Annotated in this window: 16 protein-coding genes and 2 tRNA genes; 7 read left to right on the forward strand and 11 right to left on the reverse strand. The window is 63.2% G+C overall.

Annotated features, from left to right (window positions below; genetic code table 11):
- Window positions 1–124: 124 nt before the first annotated feature.
- Window positions 125–209: transfer RNA gene (locus HUTA_RS11870), tRNA-Ser, on the forward strand.
- A gap of 191 nt (window positions 210–400) precedes the next feature.
- Here the strand turns inward: HUTA_RS11870 and HUTA_RS11875 are convergent.
- The 5 genes from HUTA_RS11875 to HUTA_RS11895 form a co-directional block, all read right to left on the reverse strand.
- Complete coding sequence (locus HUTA_RS11875; protein WP_015790154.1) at window positions 401–2,257, reverse strand: DUF2070 family protein; 1,857 nt, start codon at window positions 2,255–2,257, stop codon at window positions 401–403.
- Window positions 2,258–2,338: 81 nt separating this feature from the next.
- A complete protein-coding gene (locus HUTA_RS11880) occupies window positions 2,339–4,438 on the reverse strand; it encodes a family 43 glycosylhydrolase (RefSeq protein WP_015790155.1) in 2,100 nt (699 codons plus the stop codon).
- A gap of 196 nt (window positions 4,439–4,634) precedes the next feature.
- Window positions 4,635–5,183: a GMP synthase subunit A gene (locus HUTA_RS11885; RefSeq protein ID WP_015790156.1), complete on the reverse strand. Its 549-nt coding sequence runs from the start codon at window positions 5,181–5,183 to the stop codon at window positions 4,635–4,637.
- A 64-nt stretch (window positions 5,184–5,247) separates the two neighbouring features.
- Window positions 5,248–6,300 (reverse strand): sensor histidine kinase, encoded by a 1,053-nt coding sequence (locus HUTA_RS11890; protein ID WP_015790157.1) that lies wholly within the window; start codon window positions 6,298–6,300, stop codon window positions 5,248–5,250.
- A gap of 114 nt (window positions 6,301–6,414) precedes the next feature.
- Window positions 6,415–7,053, reverse strand: a complete 639-nt coding sequence (locus HUTA_RS11895) for a DUF7097 family protein (protein ID WP_015790158.1) — start codon at window positions 7,051–7,053, stop codon at window positions 6,415–6,417.
- A gap of 110 nt (window positions 7,054–7,163) precedes the next feature.
- Between HUTA_RS11895 and HUTA_RS11900 the strand changes: the two genes are divergently transcribed.
- Window positions 7,164–7,526 carry a DUF192 domain-containing protein gene (locus tag HUTA_RS11900; RefSeq protein WP_015790159.1) on the forward strand — a complete coding sequence of 121 codons (363 nt, stop codon included), beginning with the start codon at window positions 7,164–7,166 and terminating at the stop codon, window positions 7,524–7,526.
- 171 nt (window positions 7,527–7,697) lie between these two features.
- Entirely contained in the window at window positions 7,698–9,236 is a 1,539-nt protein-coding gene (locus HUTA_RS11905; RefSeq protein WP_079891711.1) for a (R)-citramalate synthase, read from the forward strand.
- Window positions 9,237–9,396: 160 nt separating this feature from the next.
- Here the strand turns inward: HUTA_RS11905 and HUTA_RS11910 are convergent, their stop codons facing one another.
- Window positions 9,397–9,738, reverse strand: a complete 342-nt coding sequence (locus tag HUTA_RS11910; RefSeq protein ID WP_015790161.1) for a hypothetical protein — start codon at window positions 9,736–9,738, stop codon at window positions 9,397–9,399.
- Window positions 9,739–9,999: 261 nt separating this feature from the next.
- Here HUTA_RS11910 and sugE point away from each other — a divergent pair, with 261 nt between their 5' ends.
- Window positions 10,000–10,323: a quaternary ammonium compound efflux SMR transporter SugE gene (sugE, locus tag HUTA_RS11915; RefSeq protein WP_049941459.1), complete on the forward strand. Its 324-nt coding sequence runs from the start codon at window positions 10,000–10,002 to the stop codon at window positions 10,321–10,323.
- Window positions 10,324–10,340: 17 nt separating this feature from the next.
- On the opposite strand, the gene HUTA_RS11920 is transcribed toward sugE, so the two are convergent.
- Complete coding sequence (locus HUTA_RS11920; protein WP_015790163.1) at window positions 10,341–11,015, reverse strand: HAD family hydrolase; 675 nt, start codon at window positions 11,013–11,015, stop codon at window positions 10,341–10,343.
- Window positions 11,016–11,134: 119 nt separating this feature from the next.
- Here HUTA_RS11920 and HUTA_RS11925 point away from each other — a divergent pair, with 119 nt between their 5' ends.
- Entirely contained in the window at window positions 11,135–11,647 is a 513-nt protein-coding gene (locus tag HUTA_RS11925; protein ID WP_015790164.1) for a redoxin domain-containing protein, read from the forward strand.
- A gap of 83 nt (window positions 11,648–11,730) precedes the next feature.
- The gene (locus HUTA_RS11930) at window positions 11,731–12,156 is read left to right on the forward strand and encodes an arsenate-mycothiol transferase ArsC (protein ID WP_015790165.1); all 426 of its coding nucleotides are present in this window, start codon (window positions 11,731–11,733) and stop codon (window positions 12,154–12,156) included.
- 15 nt (window positions 12,157–12,171) lie between these two features.
- Here HUTA_RS11930 and HUTA_RS11935 read toward each other — a convergent pair whose 3' ends face one another.
- Both HUTA_RS11935 and HUTA_RS11940 read right to left on the reverse strand, forming a co-directional pair.
- Window positions 12,172–12,507 carry an ArsR/SmtB family transcription factor gene (locus HUTA_RS11935; RefSeq protein ID WP_015790166.1) on the reverse strand — a complete coding sequence of 112 codons (336 nt, stop codon included), beginning with the start codon at window positions 12,505–12,507 and terminating at the stop codon, window positions 12,172–12,174.
- Window positions 12,508–12,648: 141 nt separating this feature from the next.
- Window positions 12,649–13,182 carry a bifunctional nuclease family protein gene (locus HUTA_RS11940; protein WP_015790167.1) on the reverse strand — a complete coding sequence of 178 codons (534 nt, stop codon included), beginning with the start codon at window positions 13,180–13,182 and terminating at the stop codon, window positions 12,649–12,651.
- A gap of 354 nt (window positions 13,183–13,536) precedes the next feature.
- Between HUTA_RS11940 and HUTA_RS11945 the strand changes: the two genes are divergently transcribed.
- A complete protein-coding gene (locus tag HUTA_RS11945; protein WP_015790168.1) occupies window positions 13,537–14,919 on the forward strand; it encodes an ATP-binding protein in 1,383 nt (460 codons plus the stop codon).
- Window positions 14,920–15,500: 581 nt separating this feature from the next.
- On the opposite strand, the gene HUTA_RS11950 is transcribed toward HUTA_RS11945, so the two are convergent.
- Window positions 15,501–15,575, reverse strand: a tRNA-Glu gene (locus tag HUTA_RS11950).
- Between the two features lie 76 nt (window positions 15,576–15,651).
- On the reverse strand, window positions 15,652–17,061 hold the full coding sequence (locus HUTA_RS11955) for a helix-turn-helix transcriptional regulator (RefSeq protein ID WP_015790169.1): 1,410 nt from the start codon (window positions 17,059–17,061) through the stop codon (window positions 15,652–15,654).
- Window positions 17,062–17,084: the final 23 nt, after the last annotated feature.

Below are 17,084 nucleotides of genomic sequence, written 5' to 3' on the forward strand. Positions count from 1 at the left end.
GGTCGCTCCACGTGCCCTTAGTTTTCGTGGTGGTATTCGAACCCGATGGACGCTCGCCGAGACACTCACGGTGGTGCGTCAAGATCGAAACGGATAAACACGGAACCGTAGTACCGGATAGTGAGCCGAGGTAGCCTAGCCTGGCCAAGGCGCCTGCTTCGAGAGCAGGTCTCCTCACGGACTCGGGAGTTCAAATCTCCTCCTCGGCGCTTCTCACGTTACAACTCGCGAGCGGGCTCTGTGCCGCTCGCATCCGTGACTGCGTATCGCCGACACGGGAGATTTGAACGAGAGGGCGCGCAGTCCGCGCAACGAAGTGAGCAGAACCGTGACCGCGTAGTTCGAATCTCCCCCTCGGCGTTTTTCTCGCCACAACCCGCCAAGCGAAGCGCTCCGTCGCTCACGTCAGCAAGAATAGCAGGAGACTGATCGCGACGACGGCGAAGACGAACATCCCGGCGAGCGCCCCGCCCATCGAGACGACGGCGTTGGCGGTACTCGCAAGCGTTTCGGTCCGGTCGGTCCCGAAGACGGTGACTTTCGCTTTCTCGCTGGCCATCCCGGCTTCGACGGGTTCGAGATCGTCGAGAGCGGCATCGACGAGTCCGTCGATCACGTCGATCAGATCCTCGCCTGGGATCTCGTCGCCGACCTGGTTCTCGGCCTCGACCGTGTTGACGACGTGGGTGTCCGAGGTCATCACCTCCAGCAGATCGACCTGGTCGATCGCGTCGACGATCTCCTCGCGGAGGCCGGGTTCCATGTTGTTGCCGTCGACCAGCACGTAGGCCGTCGTCCCCCCGTCGACGTCGACGACGGCCACGCGGACGCCGAGCGGCCCGATCCCGTCCTGTGGTCCCCAGGGTGTCTCGTCGTGGGCCGTGCCGAGGCGGAGCGATCCCTGTTCGGCCGCTTCGAGGCGCTCACCGAGACGATCAGCCCCATGGATCAGGTCGAACGATCGTTCGCCGCCGGGGACGACGTGTCCCAGGTTCTCGCCTTCGAGGCCGTTGTTGCAGTTGTGGGCGTCGACGACCATGATTTCCGATAGGTGGCCGTTTCGTGCCTCGGCAGCGGCCGAGAGGCCGACGGCGTACTCGATATCGTCGGCAAATCCCGGCGAGTACGTCACGGTCGCGAGCGCATTGTCGCCGAAGGCCTGCCCGGTGAGGGTCGCTTCTCCCTCCTCGAGACGCTCGCCGGGCGTCGCGGTTTCGGTATACTCGATGCGGTCGTGGGCTCGCTCGGCGGCGTCGAGGATCGTTTCCACTTCCCGTTCAGTCACGAGATTGAAATCGTGACCGGCGGTGGCGTGTGGCGGAAAACCCAGCCCGTCGGCCTCCTGGGCGATCCGCTTTGGCAGGTTGCCGCCGCCGATCTCACCCATCGGCCCGGGGTGGATCATCGGCAGGACGAACCGCGCCTTCTCGTCGCCGTCGGGTCGACGGAACACGAGGACGCTCACCGGCACGAGCGCTTCCTCGCCGATTTCCTCGAAGAACTCCTCGAGCTCGTTCGATCCCTCCGCGATGTGGCCGATGAACCCTTCGAGGAAATCCAGCGCACTCACGCCGAGACTTCGCCGCCAGGGCCAGTCGATAGTGACGAGAAACAGCCAGACGGCGATCGCGTAGATCCCACAGAGCAACGCCAGGACGAAGAAATCGTTCGGCAGAATCACCAGCAGTTCGGCCGGGGCCTGTTCCGGCCGCGAGAGGTAGGATCTGGCGAGTGGTCCGCCGATCTCCAGATACCGCATCGTCCCGCTGTAGACGAACAGCAACACGGCGGCAGCGACGGTCTGGATGCTCGCCGGGACCGCCGCGACGGCCAGTCGGTGGCGAGACACGGCCATGATGACGAGCAATCGGACGGCGAAGATGGCTGCCAGCGCGAACAGGAGGGCGTCGAAGACGAAGTTCTGTCCGAGCGGCGCGACTGCGGATACCAGACTCGCACCGGTCATGATGGCGATGACGAGCAACTCACAGCCGAGCGCGAGCAGCGACGCGCGACTCGGCGTCAACTGGCCACCGATCAGCCGATCGACCGGCGGCGTCAGGACACCGGCCGCAAGCGTCGGCAAGCCGATGTAGAAGATCCCCTGCCATGCGTCCTCGAGGATGTACCGCGAGTCGAAGGCCGCGACGCCGACGATCGCCGCGATCAGCACCGCAAACCCGATGCTCGAATACCACCGGGGGGCACGGAAGATATATCGCGAGAGGCCGGCGAGATTGCCCTGCGTCGTCGTCATTCCAACTGATGGTTTTCCCGACAGGGGTTAAAAGTATCTGACTGTGACTCCGTCGACGTGAACATCGGCGTCCCCGTGACGTTACTGATAGATGCGCCGGTAGAGCGCGAGTACGTCGCCGACGTCGACACCGCCGTCGCCGTCGAAGTCGTAGGCGTCGGCGTTTTTCTGGACCACCTCGCTGTTGACGTTGGTCAACAGCGACCGGACATCGCTGACGTCGACGGTGCCGTCGCCGTTGACGTCTTCATGCAGGCCATCGCCGTCCAGATCCTGGGACGGCCCCTCACCGCCGGGCAGCCCACCGGCTGGCGTCCCCTCGCTACCGCCGGCTTCGCTGTCATCCTGCTCTCCCTCGCTCTCGCCGGACGTGTCCGTCTCAGTGTCGGTGTCGCCATCCGTTCCGACCGCCGTCTCTCCGGTCTCCGCCCGGACTGGGAGGTCGTGGGCTCGCACCCCCTCGGCAAAGTCGATCACTGCGAGGCCGCCGATGTCGACCGTCTGGGCCGCGGCACCGAGCCAGATCTCGGTCCACCACTCGCCGGGGGCGGCCGAAACGCCGAACTCGATCGGGAAGTAATACCGCTGCCACTCGGCACCCAGTGGCGGCTGGGCCCCGGTCACGTAGTTGTCCGGCGTATTGGTCGACGCCGTCGACTTGTAGGTCACCGACGCTTCCTCTCCGGGCGTGCGCATGTACGCGACACCGAGGAGGACTTGCCCGCGCTCCAGTTCGCGCTCGCCGAAGGACTTGAGGGTGATCCCCCACGGATTCTCCGGTGGATCGGTCACCGAGAAGCGGGCCGCCTCCGAGAACGGTACCTCGTCGCCGACCGCCAGTGACGACCGCTCGAGGCGGTCGGCGTTGCCGCCGTCGATCTCGTAGGTGTCCCAGACGACCGACTCGTCAGTACCGTTGACGAACTGGCCCGCGCTGGGGAGGTCGTACCCCGTGAGATCACTGACGAGCGTCGCATAGTACGGATCGTCGGTGTCGGTCCACGTCTCGTATCCGTCGCCAGTCCCATCGCCAACGTCATCGCCAACGCCACCGCCATCACCAGTCCCGTCGTCACCGCCACTGCAGTAGCCTCCTTCGCCGGGGACGGCCATCTCGCTGGACGGCGTTCCGTCGCAGCCGATGATGGGCCACCCGTCCTCCCATTGGATCGGATCGACGAACAGCTGCCGTGCCGGCGGCCAGCCGTTGTCGACGAACTCCGGGCCTTCGGTGTCGTAAGCGTGATAGACGAACCAGTAGGTGCCGTCGTCGTCGACCGTCACGTCACCGTGGCCCGGCCCGACGAAGCGATCGTTGTCACCGAGGTGAGTCGGCCCCGCGTTCCACTCGTCACGCTCGAGCATCGGGGTGCCGTCCCGGTCATGGTACGGGCCGAGGAGGTTCTCTGATCGACCGACCTCGACCTCGTACGTGCTGTCGAACCCATCACAGCAATCGCCGGTGGAGCCAAAGACGTACCAGTAGTCTCCCCGCTGGAAGATTGCCGGCCCCTCGTAGGCGCTTCCGGCGATCTGATTGAACGTCCCGGGCTGGTAGTCCTGCAGGTCCTCGGTGAGTTCCACCACGTTAATGCCAGCAAAGTTAGCCCAGAAGAGGTACGGTGTCCCGTTGTGATAGGCGAAGTACGGGTCGATCGTGTTGCCAGGATAGGGGTGATCCGGGTTGGAGAGGATCTCCCCATGGTCCGTGAACGGGCCGTCGGGCGTCTCCGACGTGGCCACGCCGATGCCGGGCACCTGACTGTCGTCGTCTCCGCGCGGCCAGAGGGCGTAAAACAGCACCCACTGGCCGTCGTGGTAGTGGACATCGGGTGCCCAGATCGACCCGTACAGCCAGCCGGGTCGGGAGTCGAACGCCTCGCCCTCGTACGTCCAGTTGACGAGGTCCGGCGAGGAGAGGATCGGTATCAACCTCTCGTCGCTATCCTCGATATAGCTCATGTTCGAGGCGTAGGCCCACCACGTTCCGTCCTCGGCACGGTGGATCGTGGGGTCCGCGAAGTCCGGCCCGTACAGCGGATTCGAGTAGTGGGTTCCGCCGTTGTCGGCTATCGCTGATCCGGACGTCCCGAGTATCCCCGTGGTACCGAGCGCCCCAACCCCGATCGATTTGAGTACGTGACGTCGATTCAGTGAGTGCGTGTCATCCCCCGCCGTCATACACCGGCTGACATCGCCGACTCACTAATGGTTTGTCATTCTTAACAAACAGATTGTGTTAATCGTACTGTGGCTGAGAGAGCGCCGCAAAATCGTCTCGCGACCGCTGAGTCCGGCGTGGGCGCGCCTTTCTACGCGGCACACCATTCACCCGTTTTGAGTCTCGTCGATTGCGGTCGTTGCGACAATCGGATATTCACTCGCAGATGGACAGAAAGTTCTCGAAGACTGCTTCGCCTTCTTCGGTATGGGCCACCTCTGGATGCCACTGGACGCCGTAGAGATCTCGGTCGGTGTCACTCATCGCCTCGACACCACAGACGTCGGAGGTTGCCGTTCGCTCGAAGCCCGTCGGCACCTGCGTGACTTCGTCGGCGTGGCTGGCCCAGACCCGCGTTTCGGGTGCGAGTGAGCCGATCAATGGGTCCGCGTCGTCGAGAATGTCGACGGTCACGTCCGCGTAGCCGCCGTAGTCGCCTTCGCCGACCGCCCCGTCGAGTTCGGCAGCCATGATCTGCATACCCAGACAGATGCCGAGGACCGGGACGTCGAGGTCGAGATACGCCGGGCTGTTGCCGATGCGGTCCATCGACGGACCGCCCGAGAGGACAAGCCCATCGGCGTCGATCTCAGCGGGTGGCGTGGTGTTGTCCACCAGCGAGACGTCAACTCCCAGATCCCGGAGCGCTCGCTGTTCGAGGTGGGTGAACTGGCCGTGGTTGTCGATCACGTCGATGCGGGTCATACCCGCCGCTAACGGAGAAGTGGATATATATCCCCGGAAACGCGGTGAGGTCGAGCGCTACCCGTTACTTGCCGCGTCGGAGCGGCATCGACCGATGTAATCGCAGCGTGACCGCGCACGTATCGCCGTTCTCGACGCTGATCGATCCACCATAGCCGCTGACGATCCACCGGACGATCCACAGATCTAGTCCCTCGCTGTGCTGGAGGGGCGTTTCGACGCCGGACTCCAGCGTTTCGATCTCCGCGGGTTTGAGACTGCCATTGACGTCGACGATCCGGATCGAAACTCGCCCGGTGTCGCTCTTTTCGAGATGAATCGAGATCGTCGTGGCGTCACCGTGCGCCCGAACCGTCCGGAGGACGATTTCGATCGCGGTTTCGAGCATCCAGTCGGCGCGGACCCACGCCGTCTCGGGCATCGATGTTTCAAAGCTGATGTCGCTGTCTGCCGCCCGCGTCTTTTCGATCCCCGCATCCACACAGCTGACTGCGTCGACTGGGTGGCACTGGCGTTCCTCACGCATGACGGCCAGTTCGACCAGCCGAGCCTTCTCGGAGAGGGCAGCGATGTCGTCGATAGCAGTCCGAATCGTGCGTGTCGGTTCCAGGGTTCCCCTGGAGTCGCCGTCGAGTTGATCGAGCTGCCCGAGAATGACCGTCATATCGTTTCGGAGGTTGTGTCGGAGTACCCGTGAGAGCACTTCGGTACTCTGGGTGAGTGTCGTCGTCGAGCGGTCGAACTCGCGAATCGTCCCGGCTACGGTCCCTCCAGTCCCACCGAGGGCGATACTACTCACCAGTAGCGTTGATTCCGACGCCCCCGGGTCGGTCACTTGCGTGAGTCCGAACACCAGCAGACTCCCGAGCGTGACGACACCGATCCCCAGTCCGGCGTGGATGGCGACCCGCCAGATCTGATCGCCGTGCATGCCAATCCGGTCCAGCCAGTACCCAGCTGTCGCCAGTATGCCCGCCGCGAGCAACCCGAGGCCGCCGATGACCAGTGCTGACGGGTCGGTCCCCTGGACGGACAACAATGGGACGAACAACCCACACAGGAGAATACCTGTCCCTGTGACGTAGTTCGTCCCGAGTGTCCGTTTCGTGACGGCCATTTTCACGCAGTCTATATCTTCTCGAATTGGACACTTATGGGTAACCACTCTATTATTGGATGTGATAATCGGTGGGCGGTGCGGACGGATTGCCGAAGGGGATCCGGGACTCCGTCAGGAACTGTCGTCGAACCGATCGGCTGCCGACTCGAAGGATAGTTCCGACTGTTCCTGACTCCGACGGGCTTCTCGGGCTGCGATCGCTTCCGAGTCGGGCGACGCCGGGTCCGCGACGCCCGCCCAGGAGTTGTGGACTTTCGCGTGACACCACCGGCAGAGATAGATCGTGATCTCGTGGGCCAGTGCGTCTGTCTCGGCGCGGGTTCCGCCGTCGCCCGGTTCCGACCCGCTTGCTCGCGGGTCGCGTTCGCTTTCCGCTCGCGTTTCCGCGGCGCTTCGCGCCCCGCCCTCCGCGTACGAGAGGTGGTGTTCCTCCAGCAAGGGGCGTTCGTCAGTGTGGGCCGACCGGCGCTCTTCGAGGCCGCACCGTGCACACTCCCGGTCACGGTTGCGAGCACGCATGTGCGGGCAATCTTTCCAGTCCCACGGACCGGTCAGTCCGGTTTCCTGTGGGTCGCCGACCACGGGACATCGGAAGTCGCGGCTGCTCAACTCGTCGGCGAACGACGGGTCGACGTCACCGCGGTCGACGGCGAACCGGCACCGTCCCTCGTCGGTGCAATGATCGCAGCGGTCGACGTACGCGTAGGGGTCGCCGACGCCGACAGTCGTCCCCGCGTCCGTCTTCTTCATATGCACATCTACGCGTCGACGGTGAAAACCGACACGGCCGCATCCAGCAGGAGGCACCGCCGTCGATCGACAACCCCCAACGTTATTCTCCCTCCTTTCGACCATCGAGTATGCGCGTCGTGCACGAGCCAGCGGACGGCGACGAGACACGGACGCTGGCGACGGACATCCAGATGGCCGAGGGCGTCCTGGCGAAAGTCCGTGGGCTCCGGTTTCGTCGATCGCTTCCCGACGACTACGCGCTCGTGTTTCCGTTCGGGCACGCGGGCCGGCGGGACATCGACATGCTGTTCGTCCGTACTTCGATCGACGTGCTCTGGATCAGCGACAATCGCGTCCAGCAGGTCAAGACACTCCGGCCCTGGATCGGCTTCGGCCTGGCACGCGCCGACTGCGTCATCGAGTTGCCGCCCGGCGTGGCCGATGGCGTCGAAGCAGGCGACCGGGTCCTCGTCGAATCCGAGGACTCCTGACCGCTGGAGCGCTCACCTGTGGCAGTCTGTGTCGTTCCGAGATCAATATCTTCATGAACGTCGAGCACATTCATGCAACTACAATGTCGGAATATCCGACGAGCGAGGATAGAGGAAGTCGCCGCAAGGCGACTGGGCGCGAAATTCTCCCAGCGTAGCGAGGACCGAATTTTGCCAGGATTGTTCGGCGAGCACCCGGCGACCCAGTCACTCGAGTCGCTCTCTGACGTCGGGCTGCTCGATACGACGCTTCGAGACGGTGAACAGGCCCCCGGGGTATCGCTGTCGCCCGCGGAGAAAGCACACATCGCCAGAGAACTCGACGCCGCCGGTATCGACGTGATCGAGGCCGGCAGCGCCGTCACCGGGCCGGGCGAGCGAGAGACGATTCGCCGCGTGACGGAGCTGGATCTCGACGCGACGATCACGAGTTTCGCCCGCAACGTCGAGGGTGACGTCGATCTTGCCCTGGAGACCGGTGTCGACGGGGTGCACCTCGTCGTTCCAGCCAGCGATCGCCACATCGAGGGGAAACTCTCGGCCACCCGCGAGGATGTCATCGCCGACACCGCTGACCTCGTGGCGTACGCGACCGATCACGACCTCTGGGTCGAGGTGATCGGCGAGGACGGCTCCCGGGCCGACCTGGATTTCCTCGAGGAACTCATGGGTGAAGCCCTCGATGCCGGCGCGGATCGGGTTTGCTACGCCGACACCGTCGGCCACGCCACGCCCGACCGGACGCTGGATGCCGTCTCGCGGCTGGCCGATCTCGGCCCGACGAGCACCCACACTCACGACGACCTCGGGCTTGCGGTCACCAACGCCCTGGTCTCGCTGGCGGCGGGTGCCGACCTCGTCCACGGGACGATCAACGGCATCGGCGAGCGGGCCGGCAACGTTGCCTTAGAGGAGGTCGCCATCGCCCTCGACCACGGTTACGGCGTCGAGACGATGGACCTCACGCAGGTCCACGATCTTGCCCAACTCATCGCCAACAAGACCGGCATTCCGCTGGCCCCGAACAAGGCCGTCGTCGGCGAGAACGCCTTCACTCACGAGAGCGGCATCCACACCGACGGCACGCTCAAGGACGAGTCGATGTACGAGCCCTACCCGCCGGAGAAGGTGGGCCGGGAACGTCGACTCGCGCTGGGCAAACACGCCGGTCGGGCCGGCGTCGAGGCCGCCCTTGCCGAGCACGACGTCGACGTCACCGACGACGAACTCGACGCCGTCTTCGAGCGCGTCAAGGACCTCGGCGAGCGCGACAAGCGCGTCACCGACGCCGACCTGCTCGCCATCGCCGAGGACGTCCAGGACCGCGAGCGCGAGCGCCGGATCGAACTCCTCGACCTGAACACGGTCGCCGGCAGCGGCACACCGACCGCGAGTATCCGCCTGCTCGTCGACGACGTCGAACGCACCGAGGCCTCGGTCGGCGACGGCCCCGTCGACGCCGCGATGAACGCCGTCGAGGCCGCCCTCGGTCACGATGTCGACTGGAGTCTGGACTCCTACCACGTCGACGCCATCACCGGCCAGACCGACGCCGTCGTCACCGTCGAGGTCGAGATGTCCCGCGGCGACCGCTCGGTCACGGTCGCCAGAAGCGACGCTGACATCACCCGGGCCTCCGTCGAGGCCATGGTCGAGGCCATCGACCGGCTGGTCGAGACGGAGTCCGGACCGCTGGTCGCTGACGACTAGAGGCCACGACCTTTTTACTTCAGAGGGTCGCCGACGGCGACCCTCTTCGCAAAAAGCTCGGCCAAAAACACCTGCTGGCTTCGCCAGCAGTGAAACGGCGGCCGTCGGCCGCCGTATGCTCAATTCCTCGGGTTTATTTCTATCTCTCATACTCCGAAATTTAAATGGAGAGATACGCAACCGCTCCGAATACGAGAGCAAAAGCGAGCAACGGCAGGAGATAGCGCCACAGCACGGCGAAGGGTGCTCTGACCGTTGCGCGTAGCGTATTCCATATCGCTCGGACGAATTCGGCTACGTGTTTCAAATATCCGCGTTGTCCTTTCGGTGGGTCGTCGTCCTCAGGTGGGGAGTCATCAACGAGCGACCCGTCGGGGGCCACGTCGGGACTACTGTCATAGTCGGGCGTCGGCGTAGTTCCCATACTCGAAATCTCTTCGGGGTTGATACTGTCTGGCTGCCCGACTCCACTCGAGATATCATTGATCGATTCACTGCTCATGGGCTCCAAAATAGAGTGACCACAGTTTCGACATTCGTTCGGGTTTTGTGTATGGAGTGTTCCACAGCGCGTGCATGCCCAGCCCATCCTGTGTTTCCGTCCCTCTTTTCGAAGGATAATCACTTTACTCTACTGTATCTTCAGATCTCGGCGCGAAGCGCCGCGTATGCCTGCTCCGCCGATCCCCAGCAACGCGCTCTGTTTCAAATTCATAGCCGAGACCACCACGTTCATCCCCCGGAGTGGCCTAGCCGGGCGATGATGTCCTGGTGGATCCTGTTCGTGGCCGGGCTGTTCGAGATCGCGTGGGCGATCGGCCTCGAGTACTCCGACGGCCTCTCGAAACCGTTGCCGACCCTTGGGACAGCCGTCGCGCTCGTGATCAGTATGGTCCTGCTGGCCCAGGCGGTCAAAGAACTCCCGGTCGGGACGGCTTACGCAGTCTGGACCGGGATCGGGGCCGTCGGGACGGCGTCGCTGGGGATCGTCCTCTTCGACGAACCGGCGACGCTCGCGCGGATCTTCTTCATCGGGACGATCGTCGTCGGCATCGTCGGCCTGCATCTGGTCTCCGGCAGTGCCTGACTTTTCCCGGGCGTCTCTCAATCACTCGCGGGCAGTTCGCCCTCGAGAATCCGTGGCACGGCCGCGAGCCCGTCGATCTCGTACGCGGGTGTGACCGACAGGTTCTCGCCAGCGCGGTGGGGCCGGCGGACGAACGCCGCGTCGATCCCGGCTGCGTGGGCCGCTTCGACGTCGGTCTCGCTGTCGCCGACGTACAGCGCGTCCGTCGTCCCGAGGTCTGCGAGTGCCGCTTCGAGATAGTAGGGCGCGGGTTTCTTGCGCCGGAGGCTCTCGACGGTGGGTTCCCGACCGTAGACTATCTCGAAGTGCTGAGCAAGGTCAAACGCGTCCAGCCCGAACTCGACGGTCGCCTGCTGGTTGGAACTCACGATTCCGGCGGGTCGATCCAGCGCAGCCAGGGCCGTGACGTCGTCGTAGACGCCTTTCTCTCCGCGGCGGATGGCCTCTTTCTGGCGGCGAGCCATCAAGTTATCTCGCGTCCGCCAGAACTCCGGGGGATCGAGGCCGTAGTACTCACAGACGGCGTCCAGTTTCGGGACGGTGACGCCGATGCTCATCGCCTCGACGTGCTCTTCGGCAGGGTCGGCGACGCCGACGGCTTCGAAGGCGTCGCGGGCAGCGCGCCGGTGGAGGGCCATCTCCGTCAACTCCATCAGCACGCCGTCGTTGTCGAAGACGACGGCCTCGTACATACGCCAATGTAGTGGCTTGCAGTGTCGAGAACGTTCCGGTCGCGGCGGGTCCCGTCGCGGTCGCCGACGACTTCCGGCCGGACGGCATTCTCTTGTGAGTGCCCTTCGGACAGGGGAGTATGATCGAAGACGGATCCACGGCCCCGGACTTCTCCTTGCCAGGAATCGTCAACGGCCAGCCGGAATATTACAACCTGATGGATCCTCTCCGGGATGGGCGTGCGGCGCTTTTGCTGTGGTATCCGGTCGATTTCGTGCTGACGATCACGCCCGATCTCGTCGCCGCCGGCGAGTGGCTCGACCGGGATGATCTCGTGGTGTGGGCCATTTCTTCGGATAGCCTCTTCGCTCACGAGGAATACGCCGAGACGCGAGATATCGAGATCCCGCTACTGTCGGACCTGCACGCCACGATCGCCGATGCCTACGACATCGTCCACGAGGACTTTCGCGGTCACGCTGGCGTTCCGAAACGGGCGGCCTTCGTCGTCGATCCTGACTGGACGATCCAGTATGCCTGGAACAGTGACGATCCTCTCACGGAACCTACGGAGTCACCGCTCGTCGGTGCGGCCGACTCCCTCTCGGCAGTGCTCGAAGCGCCGATCGAACTGCCGGCGGTCCCCGAGTGATGTCGCGAGTGCCAGGCCGACTATCGAGCCCTATATAGCCGTCATAGAAAGCTACTCCTTCGGCGGGCCACTGTTCCTGGTCGATGACGGGAGAGACAACGACGCTGGGGTTCGTTTGCGTCCAGAACGCGGGCCGCAGCCAGATGTCGACGGCCTTCGCCGAGCGCGAGCGCGACCGTCGGGGACTCGAAGATGCGGTCGAAATCGTCACCGGCGGGACCGATCCGGCCGATTCAGTCCACGACGGAGTCGTCGAGACGATGGCCGAGGTCGATATCGATCTCTCTGACCGGGAGCCACGGGAGCTCTCGACCGCGGCGTTGAACGACTGTGACCTCGTGGCGACGATGGGTTGTTCGACGCTGGAACTCGATGCCGATGTCGAGGTTCGCGACTGGGCGCTGGCTGATCCTGACGGCCAAGACCCGGCGCGCGTTCGGGAGATCCGCGACGAGGTCGAGGGACGCGTTACCGCGCTTTTCGAGGAACTGTTCGGGGCTGACGAGTGAGTGATTTCGTTTCGGTCATTCGAACTGTTCGATTACGCCGATGACCTCGTTCCCACACTCGGTCGGCCGATAGGTCACGTAATTGCCGTCGCGATCGGCCGTCACCAGTCCCGATTCTTTCAGTACCTTGAGGTGATAGGAGAGTTTGGAGTATTCGATATCGAAGAGGGCGACCAGATCACAGACACAGAGCTCAGACTCAGCAAGCAGTCGCATGACCTTCAGACGGCGCTCGTCCGACAGGGCTTCGAAGATCTCCAGCGCGGCTTCAAGGTCGCCCCGTTCGAGAACCGATTCCAGATCGGCCATCGTCTCCGGCGCGACCCGGTAGTCATTCGATTGGGATGCCATTCGCGTACGTAGATCCACGGGGTCCAGACACAAATCAGTATCTGCGCACGATTGCGGTTGGCGCGTTACCGAGGGGTACCTCGTGCGGACTGAGCAGCCGTCCTGTCGATGGGCGGTGCCCGATCTGAACAACTCGATCGCTCAAAAGTCCATGTCCTCAGGATCGTCGAAATCGTCGCCGGCATCGAACGAGGGGTCCTCAAACGGGTTTGGGTCGCTGTCGGCACCGATCTGCTCGTCGTCGTCCGGTTCGAACGCTTCCGGAGGACGGCCAGCCTCGTCGATGACCGCGTCGTTCACGACGATCGGGCAGTCTTCCCGGAGCGCGATCGCGATGCCGTCGCTGGGCCGGGCGTCGAAGACTGCGTTCTTGCGGTTGCCCTCGACATACTGTTCGGCGTCGACTTTCGCGTAGAAGGTACCGTCAGAGAGGTCGTCGATCCGGACGCGGTCGATGGCCGCGCCGAACTCCGACACCATCTCGATCAACAGATCGTGCGTCAACGGCCGTTCGAACGGCTCGTTCTCGATGGCGAGTTGCATCGACTGGGCCTGATCGCCACTGACGAAGATGGGAATGAGTTGCTCGCGAGCACGCAGCAAGACCACAGGTGCCCCCGCACCTTCCTCCCCCACGCCGACACCCACGCCCTCGATGGTCGCTTCGTGTTCCATAGCGTCTGGTTGGGTACCCGTGGTGAAAAGTACTCCCCCGGCCGTATTCAAGACTCCTGAGCTTGTTCGTCCCAAACGTGCACCGGGAGACTGTCGCTGTTCGTCTCCCGAGCCCCCGTTCGCTTCGCTCACGAGGACAGGGACGCAGTCCCTCGAGCAGTCGGACGTAGTCCGACGACGCCGGCAGGGAGTGAGCGGATTCTTTGAATCCGCGAACGCCGATCGACGGCGTCGATCGGAATGTGAACCTTCCGAGAGCAGCGATGCCGCACTTGCCGTGGCGGTATGAATCTACGTTTGACGTTGCGGCTGGGGAAACTATAAGTCATTATCGCAGTAATCATTATCTAGAGTATGACCTTCCACGACCGAGCGGAGGAAATCGACGCCCTCGAAACGGCGTTCGAGTCACCGGGCCACGGCTTCTACGTGGTCTACGGTCGGCGTCGCGTCGGGAAAACCGAACTCCTCAAAGAGTTCTGTGCCGACCGATCCCACATCTACTTCCTCGCGGCCCAGGAAGCACAAGACCGCCAGCGCGAGAAGTTCATCGAGAAGGTCGCTGATTACTTCGACGATCGTGTTCCCCGTATCGACGGCTGGGACGAGGCCTTTGCGTACCTCGGCGAGAAACTAGCGACTGAACAACTCGTCATCGCCATCGATGAATTCCCATATCTCGTCGAGGAAAACGACTCCCTCCCGTCTTACCTCCAGTCGTTCGTCGATGAACAACTCACGGACACTGAGTCGATGCTTGTGCTATGTGGGTCCAGTGTGAGTACAATGGAGTCAGCGGTGCTCGGTCACGAAAGCCCGCTGTATGGCCGCCGGACGGGACAAATTGACGTCCAGCCGTTTTCGTTCCAACAGGCCCAGGATATCATCGCTGACGATATCGAGGACGCAATCCGGTCGTTTGCTGTCACGGGTGGCACGCCGATGTATCTCACCCTTTTCGACTATGACCACTCTCTCAAGGAGAACATTCAGACCCATGTTCTCTCCCCGACGGCCCGTCTCTACAACGAGCCCGAGTTTCTGCTCCGCACCGAGCTTCGGAACCCCGCTCGATACATGAGTATTCTCGAATCAATTGCGACCGGTCACACGACGCCCAACGAGATCTCGGGAGCGACCGGCATCGATGTCGGCCCACTGTCGAAGTATCTCCAGACGCTTCGGCGACTGCGGCTGATCGACCGCGAGGTGCCAGTGACGGCGTCACCAAAGCAGTCCAAGCGGTCGCGATACCAGGTCGCTGACGAGTTCCTCCGGTTCTGGTTTCGATTCGTCGAGCCGAATCGCTCCAGTATCGAAGAAGCACCCGACATCGTCTACGAGGGAACGATCGAGCCGAACCTCCCTGACCACGTCGCAACGACGTTCGAGGATGTCTGTCAGGAGGCCGTCTGGGAAGCGATCCGTCGTGGCGAATTCGGGCCGTATTCAGCGGTTGGGCGGTGGTGGTACGGCGAAGACGAAATCGACATCGTCGGACTCGCCCCGGATGCCGACCGGATTCTGCTTGCAGAATGTAAATGGACGACCCAGCCTGTTGGCCACTCACTCGTTTCACAGCTCCAGGAGAAAGCAGCTCGTGTTCGATGGGGGCCGGACACACGAGATGCGGAATTCGCGTTGTTCTCGAAGAGCGGGTTCGTTGATGGGCTCGCTGCGGACGTCGGCGACAATTGGTCGCTGTTTAGTCTGCGTGAGCTGGCGGCAGTTCTGTAGCCGAACTCCTCCCGTTCCGGAAAACGAATCGGCGCTTGTTCACGAGATACGTGAGTGAGGACGTGATGTGTTCGATGCCGCGCGGAATAGTGTTCGAATATGGGCGTGGATGGAGTGGGCGACGCTGAAATCGCTCGGCAGTTTCGGTCCCGCGACTCGTTGGGCGCGACTGGACCTCCTCTACATCCCGCTGTCCATCCCTTCTTCGTGACTTCGTTCCTCAGAAAAGTGCTCCGACAGGGAGTGAGCGGATTCTTTGAATCCGCGAATGCCGATCGACGGCGTCGATCGGAATTTGAACCGAGTGGAGACGTTCCGGGGTGCTCACTTCGTTGGCTCGCGGCTCCGCCGCTCGCCGTTCCGAGACGCTTCCTTCGGTCGCGTCTCGCTGCGCTCCCGGGACTGCGACTCCCCAGGTTCAAATCCAAATCGAGCATTGCTGCTCACGAATTTGTTCGCAGCAAAGTGCTCCGGCAGGGATTTGAACCACGCCCAGACGTGCTCGCTTCGCTGCGCGCGACTGGTCTACTTCAAATCCCTCATGCCGCATTCGTCGCTCGCGACATTGCGAGCGACAGAAGTGCTCCGGCAGGGATTTGAACCCTGGTCCTTGCCGTGAGAGGGCAAGATGATTGGCCGGACTACACCACCGGAGCGCATTCTACCGTTACGATGAAACGGGTTTAACCGTTCCGCTTTCGATCGATTACGCCACTCGATCCCACGCCCGTCTCACTCGTCCTCCTCGTCGAGATCATCAAACGGCGAGCGTGCGGCGTCCGGCTCGGATCCGGGCAGACTCACGATGTTCTCCCGGCCGACCCGGAGTTTCGTGATCTCGCCGTCGTCTTCCATCTCCGAGAGCAGCATACTCACCTTGGACTTCGACCATTCGGTCGCCTCGACGATCGCCGTCTGTTTCATTCGACCGCCGTTGTCTTCGAGCAGCTGTCGAACGCGATCGTCGTCACTCAGTAGCGCTGCCCCGGTCACTGCCTGCCCACCCGTCTCGGCCGTCGCTTCAGCCGATCCGTCCGCTGGCTGGTTAGCGTCGGATCCATCACCGTCGTCGCCACCGCCAGCCCCGGGACTGGCTTCGCCCTCGCCGACGTCGAAATAGCCCCCTCGCCAGGTGGCGATCACCACCACGAGCGTGATCACCACGAGACCGACGAGCATGCCGCCGAGTCCGGGACCGCCAGCCGACCCATCTCCCGCGACTGTCGTCGCGGTCGTGTCGGTTGTTGTACCAGGGGACGCACCTGCCTGTTCGGTGGACGTCACGGTCCGTTCGCTCGTTGGTCGGTCGACCGTGGTCTCGGACCCGTCGCTCGTCGTTTCGTCCGTCGACTCGGTCGGCGTTTCCTCGCGCTCGGTCGTTGTCTCGGCTGTGACGGGACTGAAGGCGACTCGCGGACGTTGATCCGCGAACGAATACTCGCCGACCCACTCGACGGACTCGCTGTCAGAGACCGAGAGGCCGGAGGTGTTCGACGGCGACGGCTCGACGCTGTCGAACGTGAGGTTCGGCCCGGCCACGAAACGCAGTTGCTGGTCAGCGCGGATGGCCAACCCGCCTTCGAAGATATCGCTGACGAGGACGCCACCAGTCTGCCGTTGCTCGGCGAAGTTCGTCCACGTGAATGACATTTCGACGATGCCCAGGTTGTCGAGCGTTCCCGTGCGGGCGTCCCGAGCGAAGTCGGTGGCGTTCATCTGCCGGCCAGTGACGTTCGTTCCGGTTCGGGCCAGCTCGCCGGCATAGCTGACGAACTGCCGGTACAGGTCGGTCTCGTTCTCCCGGAACTCGGCCGCGTAGGCTTTGAAGTTCGTCTCCTCGGTATCGTTTTCCAGGCGCTGGGTATACTGGAAGCGCCACTGGGCCGATTGATTCTCGTAGACGGTGATCTCGAACAGCGTCCGGTCGAAGCGGTCGTCCCCGATCGCAAACGGGATCTGGGCGCTGGAAGCTCCCCCGCGCAGGCGGGACTCGTCTGACACGCGCTCGAAGCCGGCGTCGTTCGTCGGGGCCATCTCCGACGTGCCCGACCCGATTCCGAGCGGGCCACTCACGGCCATCATCGGGCCCACGAGCCCGACGATCATCAACAGACACCCAACTGTCGCTGCCCGTCTAGACATCTACCTCGAAATGACCCGACGAC

The sequence above is a fragment of the Halorhabdus utahensis DSM 12940 genome (assembly GCF_000023945.1).
Taxonomy (GTDB): domain Archaea; phylum Halobacteriota; class Halobacteria; order Halobacteriales; family Haloarculaceae; genus Halorhabdus; species Halorhabdus utahensis.